The following is a 21,597-nucleotide window of genomic DNA, read 5'->3' as shown; positions in this document are numbered from 1 at the left end:
ACATTCCAAGAGGTTCAACCTTACACGATGCGGGAGAAAATCGACAAATCTTCCCGTTAGTTGATAAGCGCCGGGACCGATAGAGACGAAGGAAAAACTGAACACGTTGATCTGGCACTTCTCTAGTAGACAGGATCTCAGCGTCAAAAAGTTAGCACTCCGGGTGCTCAAAGCCGCAATATTTGACGCGGACATATCCAGAGAACTACGAGATGATCCAACCGCGACTCTTCAGTCCATTTCTCTCCCTGCGATAATCGGGCTATGCTACGGCGCTGGCTTGGGTCTTTTTGGATTCCTTGTCGCCGGGACGTCCCTCTTCGACATACTTACAGTAACCGCGATCGATGTGCTCTCAGCCATCATCATTGCTTTGATCTGGTCAGGAACCACCTACTTAGTCGTCAGGAAACTCTTCCGAGGATCGATTGGCTACTGGGAGCTCGCTCGCCCTTTCTTCTTTTCTTGGTCACCAGGCGTCTTGTTCATTCTCATGGCCACTCCAATCCCCACAATTTCAGAAATTGTTCGCGCCGCAGGTACCATTTGGATTGGTATCGCAAACGTATTCGCAGTAAAGAACGCCGCGCGCATTAACACTCAGCAGAGCATGCTGACATTCATAACCAGCGTCGTTCTCATCATATTTGTCGGCGCACTGGTCTTATACATAGTCCAATTCCTCGGCTTCTAGATAGGCCCCCGATCTAATCGATGCTCCAACTCAAATCCCTCTTGGGAAGAAAAGGCAAGTCGTCTAACTGATGTCAAGGACGACTCTGCCAATTCGTAACTACTTTCGCGGTTCCTGAACACTCGCAGCCTTGGAAGTTAACAATTTGGACCTCGTGAAAATCTCCATGGCTTGGTCTTTGGTCATGTCATGATCCTTGTAGAGATGGTCCTGCAATTCGTAATAGGTTGCGAATGTCCTCTCGATACCCTTCACTGAGCACATGAAGCAGAGGATCTTATCTTGAACCATGCAAGCCAAGCCCGTAATTTCTAAGAATAACAGATAGCCTGGATAAAAAGAGACTTCCCAATTAAATGAGAAGTTAACTAAGTAGAGTCGCCCAAAACAAGGCGGAGAAAATTGACCCAGAAGTCTGGAGGATTCATCAAAGACCCTATTCACGGCTATGTCAGAATCAGCCAGACAGAGAGATCGGTAATCGACACGGAGCCCGTTCAGAGGCTCAAGCGCATTCGCCAACTTGCCGGGTCAGAATTTGTCTATCCTGCAGCAAACCACACTCGGTTCGAACATGTAATCGGCGCAATGCATCTAGCCGGATCTCTCGCAGAGGCGTTACCTATCGACCTCCCCCGACAACTACAGGAACAGCTTCGCTTGGCCGCACTTCTTCATGACGTTGGACACGGCCCATTTTCACACGTCTTTGAGCCCCTCCTGACAAAATACCTTGGAAAGAATCACGAGGACTTTGTTCCATGGCTTGTGAACGAGACCGAGATCTCCGAAAGACTTGAGGCGGCTGGCCTCAATGCCAGGACCCTAGGTAAACTCGCGGTTGGAAACTTAGCGAATAGAACGTATCCGTACTTGGACCAGATAGTCAGCAGCGACGTCGATGTCGACAAGATGGATTACGTTGTCAGAGACTCCTTCCACACAGGCGCAGGATACGGCTCAATAGACGTTCACCGCCTGCTGTACGCGATGGACATCATTGACAAGACCCTTTCAATTGATGGATCAGCAGTTGCAACGCTTGAGAGCTTCCTCCTTGCACGGTTCGAATCCTTTCGAACAATATACTTCCACAAGGCTTCCAGGGCAGTTCAGATCATGATGGTGAAGGCCTTGGAAGCTGCAAGAGATGAGCTCCATTTGCTAGACTTTGATGAACCTGAGGATTTCCTCAGACTCGATGATTACAAAGTATGGACCGCACTGAAGGAGTGTAAGAAGTCTAGGAAGATAATGCAGGACCTCGAGGCTAGGCGGCTCCTAAAATGTGCATACGAACGCACACTGTTTTCCCGCAAGGAGCTGGTGACTGATAGAGTATCAAACGAGCACATTCGCGGGGAAATCGAGCAACAGATTGCCAAGAAGGCGAGGATTTCACCGGAGGATGTGATCATCGACGCACCCAGCCTACCATCAGTTCCCTACCACAATACTGTGGACTTAAGCTCCATGGATGTACCCGTGTTTATGCGGGCTCCTAATGGAAAGAAACAGATCGTTCCTCTAACGGACGTTTCCAAGATTGCTGGCGTTCTCCACACGTTCATGAACCTAGTGAGGGTCTACACTAGGGAATCATACCGATCGAGAGTCGAATCTGCGGCGAGCCAGATTCTCGGAACAACAGCTACATCGAAACGGATCGACTAATTCTAATTCGTCCAACGCCTCGATCCTGTCACTTCGTTGGAATTCTACAAGTTACACCAGCACTTTATTTCAACCCCTGAAATGACTTTGATATCCCGAGAAACCGTGGTGTCTAGACTGCCTAAGTTCATGCAAACGCTTGACGACATAATTTATCGCGAGCTAGAAAAGATCGCGAAACGACGAGGAATTACCATCCAAGAATTGATCAGGGCAGTAATAGTACCAGAGTGGATAAATGGGCTCAACGGTGTCGAGGGCAAGGATCCTACCACATCGAAACTGAATAATTGGCGCTAGCTCCCACCAACTCTAGAGCCAACACTCTAGTCGAGAGAGCACGCGACAGGCAACACGTCAAAATCCTTTCTTTCCTATTAAAGAATCGCGGAAGGAAACGAGGAGGTCGCGTTGTTACGGAGAGGATAACGCCAGCCTAGACCTCAACTCTGTCTCAGTGAGAAAAAATGTCCGATAACAAGCCGACGTACTCGACTACTGTGCAGACCATTCTCTCAATGATAACCCGCAGGATGACGATTCGATGAGCGTTGAGAGACTGGATGATACTGTGGCAGCGATTACCTTCGCTGCTGCAGTAATCACGATCGCAGTAGGTTTCCTCTTCAATCTTTAGGAGAACCTGAGTCGGCACCTGGTCCAGACCGAGCCTTGTCAAAGAGGCTCGCGTAGAGACGGAGTGCCTCGCCTTCCGAAAGTTTAGTGTTTATCGATATTATGCTCATCTTGTTGTAGACTGCAGCGACCCTCTCAGATAGGGCTCTTGCAACGATCAGGTATTTCCCGCCAAGAAGAACAGATGAGGTCCCTGGTCCTCCCTCGCGCAATCCTGGGGTCGAAACGGCCAAAGTGCCGATTTTGATTTTGTCTTCGTAGAAAAAGGCGAGGACCGCGTTTTCTACCGGAAGGAGGCTCACCTTGTGGACTGCGCCGTTCAGTTCCAAACTTGCTTCGAGCAATTTTCTCTCAACTCACTCCTCGGTAATTCTCTTGCTATAAGAGCGAAGGGAACAGAGAAGCATCGATAACTTGTATGTGAGGGAGACAGAATTTCTCGGCTAGGTAATGTATCGATCCTTTCCTTCCTCAGGCCTCTCTTCGCCCTCCTTGGATTCTTCAACTTCCGCGTGTCTGAAGCGTTCCATCTTTTTGCGCATGTCCTCAATCTCGGTATCCAACTCTTTCAAGTCCACTGGAATACTCACTAGACCGGTCAACATTTGGATGACAGCTCTAGCTGCTTCCAGATCCGGATAGGCACCTGTCGTTGCACCCAGCAGGCCTGCGCACTGCAGGCCACGTTGTCGACCAATACCAAGTATTACTCCAGCAGCTCCCGTGACCGCGCCTCCTTTCGCAAGTTTTGCTCCCATTTTTCTCAACCGTTCACCTAGCGTGGCCTCTCCAACGACAGCATAGACAGCTCCGACATCATTTCCGGAACGGGTGCCGTATCCACCCATGGTATAAACTGCGTTGGACCCGAATCGTTGCGCGAAATCTAGAACGATGCTTGCGACCTCATACTGACCCGTTACGCTTGGCTGAGCGTCACCAGTGAGAAGAATTACGTTAGGATTTTGCTCACCGTAACCGTAGAATTCGTATCGTGGAAGAGAGTACGTCCCGTCTTCCGAGATGTTGATGCCGAGATTGCCGTCGGGGAAGAGGAGGTAGCTCGAGTACAGCTCAGCAATTTTCCGAGGTTTGAGTTTTTCGATGAAATAGTCGACCGCGACCTTTCCCACATAGCCGAGACCGGGGAGGCCTTGGATCAGGACCGGTTCCTTTAGTTCGACTTGTGCGAGCTCGTGTATCCTAGTGTCACCGAGCGTTTGAGAAGCCATGAAGGAACGCTTTCTGGCTCTCGCGGGCTCTGTGGCTTATAGTTATTTCGAAAGCTCTCTTAGGACAAGGTTGTGGGCTCGAACATCGCGTGTTTGATCATCTTTCAAGCAGCGTAAGCTAATGCTCGCCTTTCACCGTAGAACCAGATGGGAATAGGCCTTTCAGCTGGGTACTTGCTCTGAGGAGTTCTCCAGTAACAGCGTAGTAGGCTCGGCTTCCAAGTGGCAGGAACTTCAAAGCTTTCGATAATTGTTTGATGTAGATCTTGAGCTCTTGTGGGTCATGCCGTTGCCTGATCTGAACAGTCCCTTCGAACTTGTCTGCTGAGGGCTTGATTGTGAGCCGTTCTTTTCTTCTCGGCACGCCTAACTCGTCTCTGCAGTCTTCACCTTCATCATGTGTAATGAGCATTCTGTATCTGAAACGGACCTGTTGAAGGAATCATTCACGACAGCATCACATGTTGCGAGAAGTAGGATTGCAATTCATCTGCGGACGAAAATAGCCCGTTTTTCGGGGGGAGAGTTAAAATAGCTTGAATCCCGCTTGCACTTCACATCGGACCAGATAGTGAAAATAATGAGTTGCGCACCATTTGTATCATCGCCACACGATGTGGTCAAGAAGATGCTGGAAGTCGCTAGAGCAAGCAAGGACGACGTTCTCTGTGACCTTGGATGCGGCGACGGTCGCATTCTGACTACAGCCGTCAAGGATTTCGGTATCAAATCCGCAGTCGGTTATGAGATCAGGGAGGACCTGTTCAAACAGGCGTCTGGCGAAGTTGATAAGCTGAACCTGGTCGAGAGGGTGAGGATCTTCAACAAGGACCTGTTTCAGGCAGATCTGAAAGACGCAACCCTGATCACTCTGTATCTTACCACCTATGCTAACGAACGGTTGAAACCTAAGCTGAGATCCGAGGCACGACCTGGCTCGAGGATTGTGAGCCATGATTTCATGATAAACGGTTGGAAGCCCTCGAGGAAAGAGAACTACAACGAGCATACGATCTACGTGTACTCGATTCCTGACGCCTACTCGATCTAGGGCTCGTACCCAACCTCCTCGAATCTTGGAGACAAAATAACAGCTCCAAGCTCAACGACTCTTGGCCGCTCCTCAGCCCTGGCTGTCATACGCACAGAGCCGTTGAGGATTCGTACAATCCTCCCTATCGAGAGCAGGGCTCCGTTTTCGTCGATTAGTCCTGCAATAGTTCCCTTGTATGTTGCTTCATGATCGATTCTTTGTTGTCGAGGCTTGTCGAACATTCTCAGCTTGATGGTGTTGAGTCTAAGATCTAGTTGTTTGGCGTTCTGGAGAAATCGTCTGTATCCTTCTTGTCTTGCCTTCTTTCTTTCTTCCCTAGTTCTTGTCCGCGCAAAGCTTGAGGCCTCAAGATGCAGAGTCTGATATTTCTGCAATTCAAGAACGCGGTCGAGCTCGTGATCGAGGCTTAGGCTAAGGACGAGATCTGGCTGGAGGCTGCTTAGGAGGTTGAGCTTGTGCTGGATCGCTTCCTTTTCTCGCACCCAACCGTCAGTGTTTAGGATCGTGATCTCGTTTTGTCTTGAGACTTCATCTTTGAGACGGACGAGTGATTGTACAAGCTTGTCGGGTACTGAAGAGGAACTGGTGTCGCCGATGAAATATGACGTTTCAGGTCTTAGTTCTTGGAGGTTAAAGATGTACTTCGAAACGATTGAGGAACTAGTGGTTGTTGGTGGACCGATGTCCGCTTGTCCAACATCCCCATCAATGATTCCCGTCCGAATCCTTTGGTCGACGCAATTGTTAGCGAGGTATGTGCAGAGTGTTGACTTTCCCGAGTCGACATCTCCCAGAATAACAGCGAATCCTCGCGATTGTCTGAGAGCGCCCGCGGCGTCTCGCCAGCTCTTGGGAATAGTCGAACCGTTGACTTGTCTACAAACGCCTTCCGCTCCAATTCTGACTTGAAACAAAGCGTCCGCATTGGTCTCTATTGCGAACCTTCGATGTTTTGCGACGACGATTGCGTCGCCGATTCGAATCGGGGCGCCGAGCGAAGTAGCCGCTCCCTCTTCCAGAGCAAACGAGGCGGGGCCGTCAATGAGAAGGGTCTTTTCCTTTTGAAGCGTAGATTGTGGGAAGTATCTTCCTCCTAGGCAGAGTTATTCAATCTAGTGAAGCGTTGGTCTCCCCAGACCTGTTGATTCTTGGTAATGGAACGGGTGAGCACGGGGAACAGTGGCCTGGACCGTTTGCTGAAGGGCGGTTTTGCTCGTAGAAAAATCAACCTGGTGTATGGGGAAGCGTCGACTGGGAAGACGGTTTTGGCCCTGCAATCCGCGTTGGCGGCCGCGGCGATTGGCTTCAAGGTTTTCTTTGTTGACGCTGATCTTTCATTTTCGGTTCAGAGGCTCGAATCCCTGGACCGAGGAAGAGAGCTTTCCGAGAACATTGTCGTGTTTCAGCCAGAAGACTTTCGAGAACAGGTCCGGATAACGGAGAGCTTGGAGGCAATGCTGTCAAAAACTCCGGCCTTGTTGATCGTTGACTCTGTGACAGGTCTCTACCGTGCCGATATTGAGAAGCCTGGGATGGCTTTTCTCAATAATCGCGAGCTGAACAGGCAGCTGGCCTACCTTTCCGACCTCGCTTTGAGATTCGAACTTACGATCCTTTTGACTGGACAGGTTCATGGCCAGCCGAGTCGCGGGAATTGGCTTATCGCTCCAGTCGCAACGAGGACGTTGCGACACTGGTCGCATCTCATTTTGAGACTGCGCCCGACTCCTAGACGGGATACGAGGGAAGGCCTCCTTGAGAAGATTGATGGTAGAGAGGTTAGAGGTCCGCGGACATTGTTTCGAATAGGTGAGAGTGGGTTAGAAGATGTCTAGCGCTTGGTTCATAACTGTCAAAGATGGACCGGAGTGGTCCAAGCTCTAGGGGATTCTGTCTGGGAATATTTCTAGATGCGTTATTGTTCATAGGGCCATCTTATGTGGCGAACGCCGCCCCGCTTCTCCTCGGCGGCGGAACTCCGCTAGATGGAGGAAAAAACTTTCTCGACGGTGAAAGGATTCTTGGCTCACACAAGACGATCAGAGGACTGTTCGCGGGAATCATAGCTGGGTCCGTAATAGGGCTTGCTGAATCCCCAGTTGACGGCCGACTTCTACTGGGCGGGTTCATGATCGGGTTAGGGACAGTTCTCGGGGACATTCTGGGCGCTTTTTTCAAAAGACGATTCAGGATAAGACCGGGAAGCCCGCTCCCGATCGTGGACCAGCTAGATTTCGTATTCGGTGGTCTACTCCTCGGACAACTAGTCTTTCCGTTGAGTTGGCCGTCAATTCTAATCGTCGTACTTGTGACCCCGCCTATTCATCTCGGAACGAACTACGGAGCATACGTGCTAGGAATCAAGAGGACTCGTTGGTAGCCGTCAGGAATCTTGAGTGGCTGTATCTGCACAAGTCTAAAATCCTCACCACTTAACAAAACACTCTCAGAAATGTCAGCTTCTGCGGCCAAGAAAGCGAAGAGGAGAGGTCTTCTAGTACTCCTGGTGATTATGGTCGCCGCTATTGTTCTAGTTATTCCTCCAGCTTTGGCAGGAGGCTTGATGGTTCCAGTTTCCAAAGTTGTCTTCGGCGAGACCACAGGGTCGCTCTCAACGACTCAGGCGAGCGCGAATGTCTCATTGATCACAGCTTATGAGTACTATTTTTCGATCCGCGCAGGAGGAATGGTCAGAACAAGTGATACCAGCGTATCCAGCTCAAACGGCAATACCAGCATCCTAATGGACCTGAAGTTGACGAATCCGTCAGGTCAGACAGTGGACCTGGGAAACACCACCGTCACTGGCGGATTGGGTACCAGGACGCATACAGTCTATCTGTCGATCGATCAGGGCGTTAGAGTCTCTGGTTCCTACGTGATCAATGTAGGCATTACAGCTCATGTGAGCCTTCTCGGGCTTCTTCAAGCAAATATCTACTCGAAAACTGTAGTCGCCACTTTTACGGTAACCTAGCACGAGAGCTTCGCTAACCGCTCTCGCGTCGCGACGTCAACTCACTAGTACCCCCTTTTTCTAGAAGAAATTTCCTGTCTGGCATGATTCTGGGCGAGTCTGCTGATTCGGGGCGCGATTCAGGCTTCGCTGAGAGGACGTTTGCAGGGGTCATCATAACGATTCCCGAACGATTCTGTGACAGAATCCGGGGGTACTACCAGAATCGTGATCAGGGCCGATAATGGGCGATTTCTTCCTTGCTTTTGGCTAGCCAGATGGCGCTCCAGACTGCGACTCTTTCCTGCTAATCGGCCCGGTAACTGGAGTTTGTCTGAACGGAGCTGGTGAGCTGGGGGGATAGGACGAGGGCATGCTGGGACCGGCGGGAGGGGTGAAGAGATGTGCCATGGCCATAGCTGTCTTGCTCTCCCTAACCTTCGCTAGAATGCCTGGCTCGACTCTTCGATAGAAGAGAGTTGGAGCGAGAATGCAGGAGGGTAGTAGGGAGGCTAGCAGCGTTGTGGTGAGCGCGATCGCCTTGTCGAGACTTCCTCCCAAGGACACTGCGAAGGTGAGGAATGCACCGAGGCTTCCGACTGACGCCAGCCAGTTCGACATCCATGCCCCTGGAGCCGTAACGGTGACCCTCTTCGGATTGTGACATCGTAATCCTGAGTCTTCGAGGACCCAGAACAGTACGTGTATCGAGGATGGGACCGCGAGGATAAAGATGGCTACATACACGAACGCGTTGCTGACAATCGCGATGTTCGCGGGGCTAACATCAGTTATCTGAGGAACAACTATCGCCGACAGGACAAACACGAACAATAGAACACGAAAATCCCTTAGGATACGACGAGAGAAACCCGGAGGTCCGACTGGCCTCTCGAAATAGTACTGGTGACCCGACGACTGACGGAAATGACGAATTGTCCAGATGACGACGAATACAAGACGGTCGACTACTAGGCTCCAGATGAGGACCGGAATGCCCACGTATACAACTATAATTGTGACAAGCCAGCCCAGTCCCTTGTAGGTGCCCGCGGCAAGAAGAGGCATCAGCGATAGAATGCCTAGAACATACTCCTTCCTATAGGTCAAGGCTCACGGAGAATGGATTCCAGGGCGAAGTATGAGTTTTCTAGAACCGAGAGGTCCCGTCCCCGGGAAGTTCTTTCGAGACTACGCTGGATCTGGTTAGGCTGGTTAGAAAGGAGAGACGCTTGTGAAGTTAAAGTCCCTTGCCAGAATACCTGGTTGCAGGATTCGGAACTGCTGGAACTCGGAGAAGTTACGCACTGGCTCGGATACAGCGTCGACCTTGTTGAATAGTTCCAAGAGGCTCTGGTTGAACCGCAGGTTCTTCACCGGCCTCTTTATCTCGCCATTCTCTACCAAAAACGTGCCGTCCCTCGTCATGCCGGTCACGGTCTTGGTCCTAGGCTCTGTTTCTCGTACGTACCAGAATCTGGTAATCAATAGCCCCTTGTCAAGCTCTCCAATTAGCTCCTCCGAGGTCTTGGTAGCTCCTTTGCCTCGAATTACGAGGTTGGTGGGTAGCTCGCCCAAGGGGTTTGGCAATGGCAGCTCGTGACCTGTCGGGGCTGCACCATAGCGGTGTTGGGATATTCGGGAGGATACCACGTTTCGAAATACCCCGTTTTCGATAAGAGAGACTTTGTTCTTCTGGCAGCCTTCTCCGTCGAATGGCGGCCCGGCCTGGTTTGGATCATAAACGTCGTCGTCTATGCTGATGTTGTCGCCGAGAATCTTCTCTCCCAGTCTGCCTGAGAGATAGCTTCTTCCTTCCTTGTACTGTCGCATTCCCAGATCGGGACTGTTGCCTGTGGATGCGGATACGGCGAAGTATGCTAGCATCTCGCTCCACGCATAAGGATCAACAACAATGTCGAACTTTCCTGGAGCGATGTCGGCTTGGTTCTTGTTCAGCTTGGCCCTTTCGAGAGCGGTCTGTGAGACCTTGCCCGGGTCCAGCTCGCCGATATCGCCAAAGGTTGACAGGGCGTAACCTGTCTGGTTACCGTTGTCGGCGTCCATTGTCAACGAAAAGTATCCACCTGATCCTCGATAGGATGCTTCGAGTCCGGATGTGTTGAGCATCGTCACGTGTTCAACGCTAGTTCCGAGAACGCCAGAGGCAAGAAGGTGGTTTTTCTTGGCGAGATCGATTGCGGAGCCGATGTGGCCTGCTTTCAGCTCGGCCGGAGCCTCGACAGTTTTCTCGCTGTATCGGTTGACTGATTGGTATTTCTGTGGGCCCGGCATTGGCAGATAATCGGGGTCTTCCGGTGAATTGCGGGCTTGGCTGAGAGCCTTGGCAACAGTAGTCTCGATCGAGGCCTTGTCCAAGGTGCCCGTTGTGACTCGTCCTTGTTTCTTCTCGGACGCGATCCTCACGGACAGGTTTCTACTGGTGCTATACTGTGATTGTGCGAGTTCATTATTTCCGAATCGAAGGTACTCGTCAACTCGGGACACGAGTATTATCTCTGCCTCAGCCTTTCCCGCCACACTCTTTGCAATACTGAAGATCTTGTGGGCTCTCTCTTTGAGAGAAGCAGACGGGCGCTCCATCTCCTGTGACATGGCTAAGATGCTCCAAAAACTCGGATGTTCCTAAACCTGCTAGGTGAGGCACCGTGGCCCGTGATCATTGTCTGACCGGGCTGGCCTTTTCCGCAATTGGGCGTTCCCCACAGCACCCAACTCTTCTTGTTGGCGATGGCATCGCAGGAGTTCCAGAACTCGGGTGTTATGCCGGCGTAGGTGGGTCCTCTGACCATTTCTCCAATACTTCCATTCTTTATCCTGTAGCCTTTCTCGGTGTTGAACTGGAAGTTGTACCTCTTCTGGTCAATGCTCCAGCCATAGTTTGTGACCATAAGGTACCCGTCACGTGTATCCTCTATCATTTCATCATAGTCCCAGTCTCCGGGTTCCAGACTGACGTTGGTCATTCTGATAATTGGAAGCTTGTAATATTCTGCTCGCATGCATCCGTTGCTCCGGGTCTCTCCAACTCTCGGGGCGGTTTCTCGGGACATAAGATATCCCACGAACTTTCCATTCTTGACAGCATATTTTCGCTGAGCCTTCACTCCCTCGTCGTCGTAGCCGAAGGTTCCTAGTCCGTTCCCATGGTCGAGGGTTGCGTCCATTACTATGTTCACGTGTTCTGATCCATACTGGAGCTTACCCAACTGGTCAGGTTGTAGAAAGCTTCGGCCCGCGAAGTTCGCCTCGTAACCTAGAACCCTGTCGAGCTCTATTGGATGACCGCAGGACTCGTGCACCTGCAATGCAACCTGGTCTCCGCTGAGAATAATGTCTGACTTTCCCTCGTTGATAGTTGGCGCATGAGTGAGCGCTAGGACGTCTTTTGTAATCTCCACTGCCTGTCCGGGAAGGTCCATCTCGTCAATGAGCTCATAGCCACCGCCAGCGTTCTGTTGAACTGATCGCCTCTGGACACCTGTAGGTCCCTTTGCGGCAACGATAACCGATACGCCCGCGTAGGAGAGAGTTTGGAATATCTTCGACCCTTCTGAATTCGCAAAATACTTCTCGATAAAATCAAACGTCATCTGACCTCTTCTGGCCACAACGTCGTTTTCCTTCATCCGCTTGGTTGTATCTTGGAGAAGTTCGTACTTGGTCTCGGTTGGGACGCGGAACGGGTCCTTCTTGACCGGTGTGGCCCACTTGTCGACATGAACGGGCTCCGAGGCGCGAGTGACTTTTATCCCGAGTTTGGACGCGCCCCTGGCGAGAGCGAGCGCCTTCTTGGTTGTCTCTCCTATGCTATCATGTTCGAGTTCGTCCGTATCAGCGAATCCCCAGCCCAGATCCCTGTAGAGAACGCGAATTCCAACGCCAATCGTGCTCGCTTCTTCGCTGGCCGGATTCTCGTTTACGACGCTAACAGCCTCGGATCGAGTGTTAACAAGCCTCAACTCAGCATAGCTTGCGTTCTCTCTCTTCGCAAGATCGAGAGATATCTTCGCGAGTTCCTCGCCTAGGTCCTTGGTAGAAATCACAGAATCGCATAACAAACGCCTCTGCTTAAGCATTTACCAGGTGTGAGCACAGTCTGGAGGACAATTACGAAGTCATACTCCAAAGAGGGGCTGGCTGGCTGATGAGCTAGGTCTAGTTGAATTGGCTGATCTTCCGCTGGAAATACGCGTTCTGAAGTAGGGCCGAGGACTCTATCCAACCAAGCTTTGATATCTCGAAAATGTTGCTCACATGATTCAGCGCAGCGTCCATGGATTCGAATCTCTCGAACGGTGTCTTGAGGAGTGCTCTCAGACTCTCCCTTACATTCCAGACCCCAACCGGCATTATGTAACCTGGATGAATCTCCCTCAGCATTATCGCACCCGCTTGCTTCCGGATCGAATCGAGATACTCTGAGACCGCGAGTCTCGCTGAATAGTAGCAGCCACCGGGCTTGGCGTAGGTCTTGCGTCCTCGGAATCCTTCTGAATCGCCGAGCATTACGGGCCGATATCCTTTCGGAGAAACATAGCTGCTCTCTTCCACGTCCTCGGCCATGTTTACGTCGGGAAAACTAGTGGCGAGTAGCTCGGGTTCGAACCAGGCTTCAATCCATTCGAACTTCCAGTTTTCAGGGGTGAGGATGCCCACGTAGATGTTGTCCAGATACGTGTAGGTGTAGACGCGGAATTCGTCGATGGGGGGATGGTGTCTTACGCGAGCCATTAGCTTGAGGCTGAGATTGCTATCGACTGCCGTTATGCTCCACCGTGTCGGGACGAGCTTCCGTCTTTTGCTCTCACCGAACATCCCGAGGCTAAACGCTCGCTGAATTCGGGTCACCAAGACTCCGTTTCGGTACAGTTGTAGCACTGCGTCGTCGGCGGGAAGATCGCTATCATAGAAGGCTTTCTCGATTCTGTTGTCAACGGAGGAGTTGCCGGCCCGAAAAGAGGCGAGTGGTCCAATTGGACCGAACGGTTGAGAGTCGTCCCGCAGGTCCAACACCTTCCGAGGCGGTCGAGTAAGGACAAGCTCTGTGTCAACTGGTTTTGACATCATGGCCACGTCTTGCAGTATCTCGATGAGTCTGCCTCCCTTCTGAGCGTCTGAGACGTTCGCTTTGCTGTAGCCTCGGAGCAAACTGTATCTGAAATCTACTATCTCATCGAAGCCCTTGCCCATCCACCATTCAGGAGTATCAAGTATCTCCGTGTCGCCGGAGATTGCGGGTACCATCGGTCCAACGTAGACGTTTGGGTATCCGAACCTTCCTACGAAGACTCCTGGTGGACTGGATCCTGCGATGGACTTCAGGTCGAATTCTGGATGATGTGTTGCTAGGGAGTCTGCCTTGACATGTATCGCACATTTCTTCTCTCCCGATAGCCTCCTCACTCTCTTGCACATTGGGCAAAGTCTCTCGGCAGATGAGACGATGTCGTAACTTTGTGACGCTTCTTTACCCAACGAGCTGAGCATATTCGTCAAAGCAAACCATTTCTCTATAATTCCGGAGATGGACCCGAATCCGTGTTGCTTGTCCGATAGACCTGCTCCCGACGCCACCGCGATTCAGATTGAGAGTCTGGTGGCTAGAACCTCAATACTACCAAAGGGTGGACTTGTCTTGTAACGTTCCCATTCCGGAGTATGTTAGCTCTAGAACTCCTGAGGGCAGGGACTTATCATTCGCGTTTGCCCGGGCAGAGACTCCGTTGTACGGCTCTCCTCCCCATCGATAGTTGGCCTTCCAAAACGAATGCCATCCTTGTATGATGTTAGCCCGTTCCATTAGCCGCCACGACCCGTCCGGATGCACGAAGGACGGGTACAGCAGTTGAACGGACCATCCCGGAACGGGAACTTGCTCGCCACGCCAAACTGGTAAAAGAAGGCAAAGGCTGAAGGATAATTTGCCGCTCCCCCTCCGACTACTCCGATGTCGAAATAGCGGCCTTCGCGGAAGTCTGGGACAAAGCTACCGAACCTCGTCCATGGCCGTCCCGTGTAGTTGTAGTACCAATCCGCGTGGCAGTTGGGTTGGTCGCAGTGCCACATCATCCGGAGGTAGACCGGAGTTGAGATATTTGCCGAATCTATGATTCTCTCGGCGTGATATCTGAGATGCTGCCACATTACCCCTCCGCAATTCGCATTTCCATCGCAAGTCTCCCAGGTAGTGCCTGAAACTACTCGGGTCCCGTTGGGTAAGATGAAGAGATCGGCTCTCCATCCGAAATCCCAGCCGTCAATGCAACAATTGGGAGATTGCACGCCCATCCCTGCCATGAGAAAGTTATTCGGGGCTAGAGCTCTCAGATCCACTCTGGTGAAACTAACTCCGACCTGAAGACAGCAAATCCTGTACTGGGTTGAGTTGTAATAGCCTGCAACGTAAGGATACGTTGGTGCGCCGAGCGTCGATTGTCCGGGGCCTTGAGAGATGTTGGTGGAGTACAGGACGCTCGGGTCCCAGAATTGAAAGGCTACGAGTGTCCACAACGAGAAGAGAAGGACTACAGCGATTCCAACACGTCGGATGCTTTCTAGTCTCGGATTGAAATGCTCCAAGGGACCAACGCCGAGTTTCCTATGAATACCGAGTTCCAGGAAACCTCCAATCAAAGCGAAGAATCCCCATGATGGAACGATGAGAAGCAACAAGCTCCTCTCGCAGGATGGACAGAGAAGCGACCAGAGAAACCCGGAGAGAAGGAGGGCAGAAGTTACGCCGGAAATGGCGGCGACCAAGATAGACCTGCTTATCTTGGCAGCTTGAATTCCAACGGCCATTTCTGAGACTCCGAAGAGGAGTGCTGCTTGGAAGGGAACGAGTGGCGGGAGATAGGTCACGCCTGAGAACCAAGCCGTAAGGGGAAACCACGTCGTGACCACTGACGTGATGAATGCCCCGAATATCGCAATCCACGGGCGTAACCGCTTGTTCAGTCTGTCTTCTTCGTAGGATGCTCTCATGATCGCAGGCAGTGCTCCGAACGAAAACATCATTGCGCATAGTCGGACCCCCGCAAGACGGTCCGGTCCAAGAGAGTAGCACTCAGACCTCCAAATCGGTCCAGCCATGTACGTTGGACACGTCAGATAGAATAGAACATAGATGAGTGAAGCGCTGAGGAAAACCTGGACAACCGCCCAGCGAGGCCGGAGAAGATACGCGACGAGTATTCCTCCAAGAGCGAAGGAGACTACGTCAGCTTCAAGTCTAGTTCCAGAGAACTGGTAGTACCAATAGCCATTGTTCGTTTGTCCAAACCAGAAATTAGCCCTCTCAAAGAGATACGCGGGTGCCCAAGGGAAGAATGATAGCAGGGCTACACGGAGAATGCTCCGAGGAGTGAGGCCCTCCAAAAAGATTCACAAGCCCATCCGTGAAGATTGATATTATTGACTCTTGCCCAAGGGAAAATCCATATCATTCCCGTTGGAATATATTCTTTCTGGAATATTCTTATTTTTCCCCGGCCGAATGAGGGGCCCGGGACGTCCGGGTAATTTCGCACTTAAGCAAAATCCTAGGAAAACGGAATAGTCCCTACTCCGCTTTTCTCGCACGGTAGAGGTGAGCATGTGAAAATGCGAAGATGCTTGATATGCGGCTCAGAGGAAGTATTTCTCTGGCTCGGAGGTTCCATTGGATCTCTCCATCATTGCGCGGATTGCGACTACATTGGACCTGTTGTTCTCGAAGACTGATGCTCAGCAAACATTTGGATATCAGCTCGTTTCATCCTGGGACCTTCTTAAGCTGGGAACCTTTTGGAGCGAGACTGGAATTGCGAACAGAATGCTGTTCCAAACATGACCACTTGGGGCTGGAGCTTGGTCCGGCCCTTCTCCTATTTTCTAAGCTGTTTCCCTATCATTATGAGGTCAGGTTGCGTTTCGTATCCTATGGCCTTGAAGAACCTGGACGATCGCTCGTTCGACTTGTAGACTTGGGCGTTCACTTTCTTCGCCCCCTTGGCGAGAAGACGCTTCTCGACTTCGCGAACGAGTCCCACGCCGACTCCCTTTCGTTGCTGTTGGGGCTTCACCGCTAGGTGGTAGATCCAACCACGCCGTCCATCCCAGCCACCAATCACGCTGCCGACGATCTCATCGTCGTGTTCAGCTACGAGGAACAAATCCGGATCTCGTTGAAGTTTCAATTTGATATCTTCAAGCTCGTCTCCCGGGCGAAGGATCAAACCCGCGGCTTGCCAGAGTTCGCGTACAATCGTGTAGTCGTCTAGACTGAACTCACGGATCTTCATGATTTCTTGAGAATTCGCCTTGTCCAGTCGAGTTGTCTCTCAAGATTAAGGGCATATTCTTTCAACATGAACTGAATTTCTTTACGCGGAATCTTGTCTCTTTTCGTTTCGAGGATTCCACGGAGAAACGCGAATTGTCCGGCAGTCATATGGGTGAACATGGTAGGAATGTTCTTCGGATCAACGAGTTCTATGATTATAGATCTCATGGCTCCCCAGTTTTGTCCAGTTTTCAACAGCATCTCACCCGATTGCTGTAGTAGCGCTCGTCCTTCAGACGTGATGTGATATATGCGCTGGGACTTTCCGGTCTTCTCGTGAGATTCTGCCCTAATGTAACCCCCTTTTACAAGCTCTTTCAGAATCGGATAGATGGAACCAGCTCCCGGCCTCCAGACTCCCTCAGTCTTGCTCTCGATCTCTTGCAAGAGATCGTACCCGTGAGCTGGTCTCACGGCGATTCGCTTCAAGACGTAGAGACGCAGAAACCCTCTGGGAATCCCTTGCGGATGTGCGAGAGTACTATGAAGTTGTGAATGTTTGACGATAATTACCTTAGAGGCAGGCATACATTCAATTTACAAGATGCAGACCTTCGCTAATAAACTCGTTTCGAGAGAGAGGCTTTTTCAAAGAACTCTTTATATGAAACCATATCGGATGCGATATATCTAATACGATAGAGTGGTAGAGTTGCCGGCAGTCCAAGTCGAGAACCTTGTAAAGACCTATGGTGACGGCACTCAGGCTGTCAAGGGAATCTCTTTCAAAGTCGATGAAGGTGAGTTCTTCGGATTTCTCGGACCGAACGGCGCCGGAAAGAGCACTACGATCAAGATCCTAACCACCATCCTACGGAAGACTTCGGGATTGGCTACCGTGGCTGGCCACGACATCGAGCACGATGCACAAAAAGTACGCAAGTTAATCGGAGTCCAGATGCAGGACACGGTCATTGACGAAGATCTCACGGGTCGAGAGAACCTGCTGCTTCAAGGACACCTACAGCAGATGCGCGGGGAAGAGTTGAAGGAACGCGTAAACGAACTGCTCAAAGTCGTTGACCTTGGAGACGCAGCGGACAAACGATCAGCATACTATTCAGGTGGAATGAAAAAGAGGCTCGACCTAGCCTCAACCCTTGTTCACAGACCGAAGATACTCTTTCTAGACGAGCCTACGACCGGCTTGGATCCACAGTCGCGGGCTCAAGTATGGGCGTATCTCAAGGGGTTGAACCAGACCGGTATGACGATCTTCATCACGACACAGTATTTGGAGGAAGTTGACCGGCTGTGCCGCCGACTTGCCATTCTAGACCATGGCGAAATTGTCGCCCAGGGAACCCCCTCAGAACTAAAGTCAGAGATTGGAGCGGATCGCATTACGCTGGGATTCGAGAATGGTAACGCCGGGACTGGCTCTCTCAAGGACCGAGCCAAACAACTACTAGGCAGCCTAGGGGGAATCACTGAAATCGTCGACTCTGACGAGGGGATTGTAATATACGCGAAGAATGGGGGATTCCTGGTTCCCGACATAGTACGAGCTTTTGACAGTGCCGGGATCAAGCTCTCGTCTATCGGCGTGTCTAGCCCGACCCTAGACGACGTGTTCCTAAAACATACGGGAAGGAGAATCCGACCCGAGCAGATCGACAAGTCTCGAGCGTCTGGAATGTTCGGTAGAAGAAGGAGGTAGACCAGAATGACATTCGTCTCCGACACATATTACATGTTCGTCCGCTGGATGAAGAAACTTGTACGAAACCCGATATTGCTCTTTTTCTCTCTCTTTCAACCAATAATCTTCCTCTTATTGTTCACACAACTGTTCAGCAAGTTCGGCCTCCTTCTCGGAACGAACTATACGGTGTTCGCTACTGCAGGAATAATATTGCAGAACTCGTTCTCAAGCGCGTTCCAATCTGGCACCGCTGTCGTAGACGACATCAAATCCGGTTTCCTCACAAAGGTACTTGCGACCCCCGCGAGTCGCACATCTATCCTACTGGGCAGGCTCTTGAGCGACGCTTTCAGGGTTTTCGCTCAGACGCTCATCATTCTATTACTTGCCTATGGTTTAGGGGTCTTTCCGGTGACCGGGATCGTCGGTTACATTCTCATCCTCATCACTGTAGCCTTCTTCGGCCTTGCTTGGTCGGGAATATCACTAGCCCTAGGACTTAGAACCAAGAGTGCTGAGACGGTGTTCGGAATAGCCGGAACCCTGACCTTTCCCCTTCTATTCATGAGTACAGCTCTAGTGCAGCAGGGACTAATGCCTCTTTGGATGCAGAATGTTTCCTCGTACAATCCGATTAGCTTTGCTGTGAATGCTATTCGGGATCTCATCATGACCGGATACGTGTGGGGATCGTTTTCGGAAGCTTACGCTGTAATATCCCTGATAGCTGTCCTAACGTTGGGTGCAACGTTCTACGAGTTCAGAAAAATTGTCAGCTAGACGGATCAGCTAAATCTCTCTTCAACCAATGCGTGTCCCCGCAATAGTTAGATTGTTAAGTTCTTTCGCGCCTGCGATTCAATAATCCGAGGAAAACGAAGGCAAACGCAGAGTACCAAAGGACAAACCTGAGAGGACCAATCGGCGTGTCGACCCAGAAGAAGGGAAGAGCCGAGACGAAGTAGGTCACTGCGACGAAAGCGTAGAAGAACATAGCAATACGAAATCTGCGCAATAAAACGGGGTGAAGCTCGGGTCTTTCCACTCCGGAGATCTTCTTCCGGAGGATAGGTCGGATTAGACCGCCCAATATTAGAAACATGGCCCCGACGTCAAGTGCGTATCCAAATGATGCCCAATCGAGGAACGAGATGTTCGAAGGCTGCGATTGTAGGACGAAGAAGAGATATGGCTCAAGAACGACGCAAAACAAAAGAAGCAGATTCAGGGAAATGGCGGCCCCAGTCTCTTGGGGGATAACGGCCATAATCCTCGCATAGCCGAACCAGATGGAGACTACTATAAGGAAACTGAAGGCGAAGAGCGCAACACTCGCTGCCAAGTCTGTCGGGGTCTGAGGTGTCCGGGCTAGAAGTTCGAGGGAGCCTATCGAGAGCGCGAGGCCAAAGACCAGGTCCGACAGCGACTCGATCCTAATCTTGATTCGTGGACTCTCAGAGGACTCTCTGATTCTCTCCCCGGACATACTGCTCGGGGGTTTGCAGGGGTCAAGTGGTATTTAGAGGGACTAATTTCTCATTCATTTGTCGTCGGGTGCTGAAGTCTGCGACTATTGGGTCGAGAAACGCGACTAAGTCCTGAGTCTCAAGTTCCACGAGTTTGTTCGGGTCTCCTCCGCCGGCGATACTTCTTGCGTTTCGTTGAACTGTTGGGTCAAATAGAATTCGATTGATTCTGTTGAATGGTGGTACTCCTCCGACCGGATAGCCTGAGTGTTCTAGGACTTCATCGGGCTGTGCTAGCCGCACGTCTTTGATCTTGAGCAGTGTTTTGATTTTCTTGTAGCTAATCTTGTTCTTTGCCGGTAGTATTGCTAGGATCGGTTTGTTGTCTGAACCTACTAGGACAATGGACTTGATGATCCGATCTATCTCGACTTTCCTTGAGGCTTCTTCGACCGTCCTAACTGGCTCGGTGAACTCTATGAAACGGTGCCAGATTCCTTTTGAGACGAGAGTGGTTCGGAGAGACTCCGAATAGCCTTGCTTAGCTTGGCTCAATTCTTCAAATCTCTTTTTTGTCCAAAGTTGAGAGAAATTCTGCCGACTCTCTTGGGGATCTGAGCCTTACGACTGTAAGATGCGAGTTCTCCGGTCTGCTTAGGAGATGGGGGTATTGTCTCCTTCGTCTTCGATAGGTCCGGATCGCCCATAAGAAGACGGAGTCACGAGTGAACAATCCCCGGATGTGCTCTTGATTACCGTTCCATAACTTCTCATGAGTGAGGATTCTCTTCAGGGTCCGCCTGGCTAACCTTCCAATGATGATTCTAAAGGGATAGTCTAGCCAAATGACCGTATCGGCGCGGTTCCAGACAATGTCCCGTACTTGATGGTAATTTCCATCCACCACCCAAGAGTCGCCTTGCAATGATCGCGTAACGCGTTCTCGGAAGAGATCGTTGGGCGCTTCTACCCAGTTTGGCTCCCAGTGGAGAGCATCAAGCTCGATGTGCGGAGCATCAAGAATCCTCGATGTCTTGCGGGCAAACGTGGTCTTGCCGGATCCGATAGTCCCGACGACAGAGATCCGTCGATGAGAGTCCTGCTGGCTGCTAGGAATCTGCTTAAATCCACTGGATTGCGAATCGAGTGTGAGCACCTTTCATTTCCACGGAGAGAAGGGATAGAACGCGTCGTCGATCGAGGATCCTCTGCTAAAAGAAGTATTGGCCGCTTTCAAAGAGGACGCGGCTCGCATGGCTGATGATCTGCTTAGAACTATTACAACCCAGGCTTTGATCGCAGCTTTTGCTCTACTGCTGGCGATATCTTCGCTTGTCAGGTTGCTCTACTTCGAGTATTTTGCTCCGCCAGGAGGAGGGTTCGGGTTAATGATGGCTCCAAGGCTAGATCCATCAGTTGTCGTGGAGACCGCTCTGACTGTCGTCCTCTTCTTGCTCTCCCTAATCTCAATCTACAGCCTATTAGGCCTACGAAGGAGATATTCCAGACTGTTGGCCTTGGCTGAGAAGCTCGGCCGATGAAAAGTGCCCCTCTCACCGGAAACAAGGAAGGAGGCAGAGAAGCGACTGACCGTGCTGAAGATGATAGAGGTATTTGCCGACAAGTGTCCCAAGAGCACACTGCTCAACGGCCCCTTTGGGGGAGATGACAAGGCGTTCGATCGATTACTCGGACCCAGCGGCATTCTTACGAGAACATCTTTGATCATAGCCAGTACCGATGGCAGGTTCACGCACTATTCTCGAACGGATGCGGGAAAGGTCTACCAGCAAGTCCTAGATATGCAATTGAACTTTCTAGATCCTTACACGGGCGGAGAGGTCTGGAAGAAGTGATCCGGGCTGAACTTGTCGGGAAATTGGTCCCTCATCC

27 protein-coding genes are annotated in these 21,597 nt (G+C 51.1%); 11 read left to right on the top strand and 16 right to left on the bottom strand.

Annotated features, from left to right (window positions below):
* Positions 1–106 precede the first annotated feature (106 nt).
* Complete coding sequence (locus VGS11_09630) at positions 107–694, top strand: hypothetical protein (protein ID HEV2120346.1); 588 nt, start codon at positions 107–109, stop codon at positions 692–694.
* A gap of 99 nt (positions 695–793) precedes the next feature.
* Here VGS11_09630 and VGS11_09625 read toward each other — a convergent pair whose 3' ends face one another.
* The gene (locus tag VGS11_09625; protein HEV2120345.1) at positions 794–985 is read right to left on the bottom strand and encodes a hypothetical protein; all 192 of its coding nucleotides are present in this window, start codon (positions 983–985) and stop codon (positions 794–796) included.
* A gap of 111 nt (positions 986–1,096) precedes the next feature.
* On the opposite strand from VGS11_09625, the gene VGS11_09620 reads away from it, so the two are divergent.
* Positions 1,097–2,368, top strand: coding sequence for an HD domain-containing protein (locus tag VGS11_09620; protein HEV2120344.1), 1,272 nt, complete (start codon positions 1,097–1,099; stop codon positions 2,366–2,368).
* Between the two features lie 129 nt (positions 2,369–2,497).
* The gene (locus VGS11_09615) at positions 2,498–2,668 is read left to right on the top strand and encodes a hypothetical protein (protein ID HEV2120343.1); all 171 of its coding nucleotides are present in this window, start codon (positions 2,498–2,500) and stop codon (positions 2,666–2,668) included.
* A 326-nt stretch (positions 2,669–2,994) separates the two neighbouring features.
* Here VGS11_09615 and VGS11_09610 read toward each other — a convergent pair whose 3' ends face one another.
* The 3 genes from VGS11_09610 to VGS11_09600 all read right to left on the bottom strand — a co-directional run bounded on the left by VGS11_09610 (position 2,995) and on the right by VGS11_09600 (position 4,648).
* Positions 2,995–3,348 (bottom strand): hypothetical protein, encoded by a 354-nt coding sequence (locus tag VGS11_09610; protein HEV2120342.1) that lies wholly within the window; start codon positions 3,346–3,348, stop codon positions 2,995–2,997.
* Between the two features lie 99 nt (positions 3,349–3,447).
* On the bottom strand, positions 3,448–4,236 hold the full coding sequence (locus VGS11_09605; GenBank protein HEV2120341.1) for a PAC2 family protein: 789 nt from the start codon (positions 4,234–4,236) through the stop codon (positions 3,448–3,450).
* Between the two features lie 118 nt (positions 4,237–4,354).
* The gene (locus VGS11_09600) at positions 4,355–4,648 is read right to left on the bottom strand and encodes a hypothetical protein (GenBank protein ID HEV2120340.1); all 294 of its coding nucleotides are present in this window, start codon (positions 4,646–4,648) and stop codon (positions 4,355–4,357) included.
* 168 nt (positions 4,649–4,816) lie between these two features.
* Here VGS11_09600 and VGS11_09595 point away from each other — a divergent pair, with 168 nt between their 5' ends.
* Complete coding sequence (locus VGS11_09595; GenBank protein HEV2120339.1) at positions 4,817–5,287, top strand: class I SAM-dependent methyltransferase; 471 nt, start codon at positions 4,817–4,819, stop codon at positions 5,285–5,287.
* On the opposite strand, the gene VGS11_09590 is transcribed toward VGS11_09595, so the two are convergent.
* A complete protein-coding gene (locus VGS11_09590; protein ID HEV2120338.1) occupies positions 5,284–6,204 on the bottom strand; it encodes a Clp1/GlmU family protein in 921 nt (306 codons plus the stop codon). The genes VGS11_09595 and VGS11_09590 overlap by 4 nt on opposite strands.
* 240 nt (positions 6,205–6,444) lie before the next feature.
* On the opposite strand from VGS11_09590, the gene VGS11_09585 reads away from it, so the two are divergent.
* The 3 genes from VGS11_09585 to VGS11_09575 all read left to right on the top strand — a co-directional run bounded on the left by VGS11_09585 (position 6,445) and on the right by VGS11_09575 (position 8,267).
* Positions 6,445–7,125, top strand: a complete 681-nt coding sequence (locus tag VGS11_09585) for an ATPase domain-containing protein (GenBank protein ID HEV2120337.1) — start codon at positions 6,445–6,447, stop codon at positions 7,123–7,125.
* A 23-nt stretch (positions 7,126–7,148) separates the two neighbouring features.
* The gene (locus VGS11_09580; protein ID HEV2120336.1) at positions 7,149–7,670 is read left to right on the top strand and encodes a CDP-2,3-bis-(O-geranylgeranyl)-sn-glycerol synthase; all 522 of its coding nucleotides are present in this window, start codon (positions 7,149–7,151) and stop codon (positions 7,668–7,670) included.
* Positions 7,671–7,742: 72 nt separating this feature from the next.
* Entirely contained in the window at positions 7,743–8,267 is a 525-nt protein-coding gene (locus VGS11_09575; GenBank protein ID HEV2120335.1) for a hypothetical protein, read from the top strand.
* Positions 8,268–8,516: 249 nt separating this feature from the next.
* On the opposite strand, the gene VGS11_09570 is transcribed toward VGS11_09575, so the two are convergent.
* The 8 genes from VGS11_09570 to VGS11_09535 form a co-directional block, all read right to left on the bottom strand.
* Positions 8,517–9,356, bottom strand: a complete 840-nt coding sequence (locus tag VGS11_09570) for a hypothetical protein (protein HEV2120334.1) — start codon at positions 9,354–9,356, stop codon at positions 8,517–8,519.
* A gap of 105 nt (positions 9,357–9,461) precedes the next feature.
* On the bottom strand, positions 9,462–10,862 hold the full coding sequence (locus VGS11_09565) for a TldD/PmbA family protein (GenBank protein ID HEV2120333.1): 1,401 nt from the start codon (positions 10,860–10,862) through the stop codon (positions 9,462–9,464).
* 2 nt (positions 10,863–10,864) lie between these two features.
* Positions 10,865–12,313: a TldD/PmbA family protein gene (locus VGS11_09560; protein HEV2120332.1), complete on the bottom strand. Its 1,449-nt coding sequence runs from the start codon at positions 12,311–12,313 to the stop codon at positions 10,865–10,867.
* Between the two features lie 112 nt (positions 12,314–12,425).
* The gene (locus VGS11_09555; protein ID HEV2120331.1) at positions 12,426–13,844 is read right to left on the bottom strand and encodes an Nre family DNA repair protein; all 1,419 of its coding nucleotides are present in this window, start codon (positions 13,842–13,844) and stop codon (positions 12,426–12,428) included.
* Between the two features lie 40 nt (positions 13,845–13,884).
* Entirely contained in the window at positions 13,885–14,070 is a 186-nt protein-coding gene (locus VGS11_09550) for a hypothetical protein (protein HEV2120330.1), read from the bottom strand.
* Positions 14,070–15,647: a hypothetical protein gene (locus tag VGS11_09545; protein HEV2120329.1), complete on the bottom strand. Its 1,578-nt coding sequence runs from the start codon at positions 15,645–15,647 to the stop codon at positions 14,070–14,072. Before VGS11_09545 ends, VGS11_09550 begins: the two co-directional genes overlap by 1 nt.
* Before the next feature lie 488 nt (positions 15,648–16,135).
* Positions 16,136–16,552, bottom strand: a complete 417-nt coding sequence (locus VGS11_09540; GenBank protein HEV2120328.1) for a GNAT family acetyltransferase — start codon at positions 16,550–16,552, stop codon at positions 16,136–16,138.
* Entirely contained in the window at positions 16,549–17,121 is a 573-nt protein-coding gene (locus tag VGS11_09535) for a PadR family transcriptional regulator (protein HEV2120327.1), read from the bottom strand. The genes VGS11_09540 and VGS11_09535 overlap by 4 nt, the downstream gene beginning before the upstream one ends.
* 115 nt (positions 17,122–17,236) lie before the next feature.
* Here VGS11_09535 and VGS11_09530 point away from each other — a divergent pair, with 115 nt between their 5' ends.
* Positions 17,237–18,253, top strand: coding sequence for an ATP-binding cassette domain-containing protein (locus VGS11_09530; protein ID HEV2120326.1), 1,017 nt, complete (start codon positions 17,237–17,239; stop codon positions 18,251–18,253).
* 6 nt (positions 18,254–18,259) lie between these two features.
* Positions 18,260–19,018, top strand: coding sequence for an ABC transporter permease (locus VGS11_09525; GenBank protein ID HEV2120325.1), 759 nt, complete (start codon positions 18,260–18,262; stop codon positions 19,016–19,018).
* A gap of 55 nt (positions 19,019–19,073) precedes the next feature.
* On the opposite strand, the gene VGS11_09520 is transcribed toward VGS11_09525, so the two are convergent.
* The 3 genes from VGS11_09520 to VGS11_09510 are packed head-to-tail and all read right to left on the bottom strand — an operon-like array spanning position 19,074 to position 20,860.
* Entirely contained in the window at positions 19,074–19,724 is a 651-nt protein-coding gene (locus VGS11_09520) for a TMEM175 family protein (GenBank protein HEV2120324.1), read from the bottom strand.
* Positions 19,725–19,746: 22 nt separating this feature from the next.
* The gene (locus VGS11_09515; GenBank protein ID HEV2120323.1) at positions 19,747–20,259 is read right to left on the bottom strand and encodes a YbaK/EbsC family protein; all 513 of its coding nucleotides are present in this window, start codon (positions 20,257–20,259) and stop codon (positions 19,747–19,749) included.
* Between the two features lie 4 nt (positions 20,260–20,263).
* Complete coding sequence (locus tag VGS11_09510; protein HEV2120322.1) at positions 20,264–20,860, bottom strand: adenylate kinase; 597 nt, start codon at positions 20,858–20,860, stop codon at positions 20,264–20,266.
* A 67-nt stretch (positions 20,861–20,927) separates the two neighbouring features.
* Here VGS11_09510 and VGS11_09505 point away from each other — a divergent pair, with 67 nt between their 5' ends.
* Both VGS11_09505 and VGS11_09500 read left to right on the top strand, forming a co-directional pair.
* Positions 20,928–21,245 (top strand): hypothetical protein, encoded by a 318-nt coding sequence (locus tag VGS11_09505; GenBank protein HEV2120321.1) that lies wholly within the window; start codon positions 20,928–20,930, stop codon positions 21,243–21,245.
* Between the two features lie 3 nt (positions 21,246–21,248).
* A complete protein-coding gene (locus tag VGS11_09500) occupies positions 21,249–21,560 on the top strand; it encodes a hypothetical protein (protein ID HEV2120320.1) in 312 nt (103 codons plus the stop codon).
* Positions 21,561–21,597: the final 37 nt, after the last annotated feature.

This window comes from Candidatus Bathyarchaeia archaeon, assembly GCA_035935655.1.
GTDB lineage: Archaea > Thermoproteota > Bathyarchaeia > 40CM-2-53-6 > 40CM-2-53-6 > 40CM-2-53-6.
Note: the sequence above shows the minus strand (reverse complement) of the source record. Positions and strands in the feature narration are given on the sequence as shown.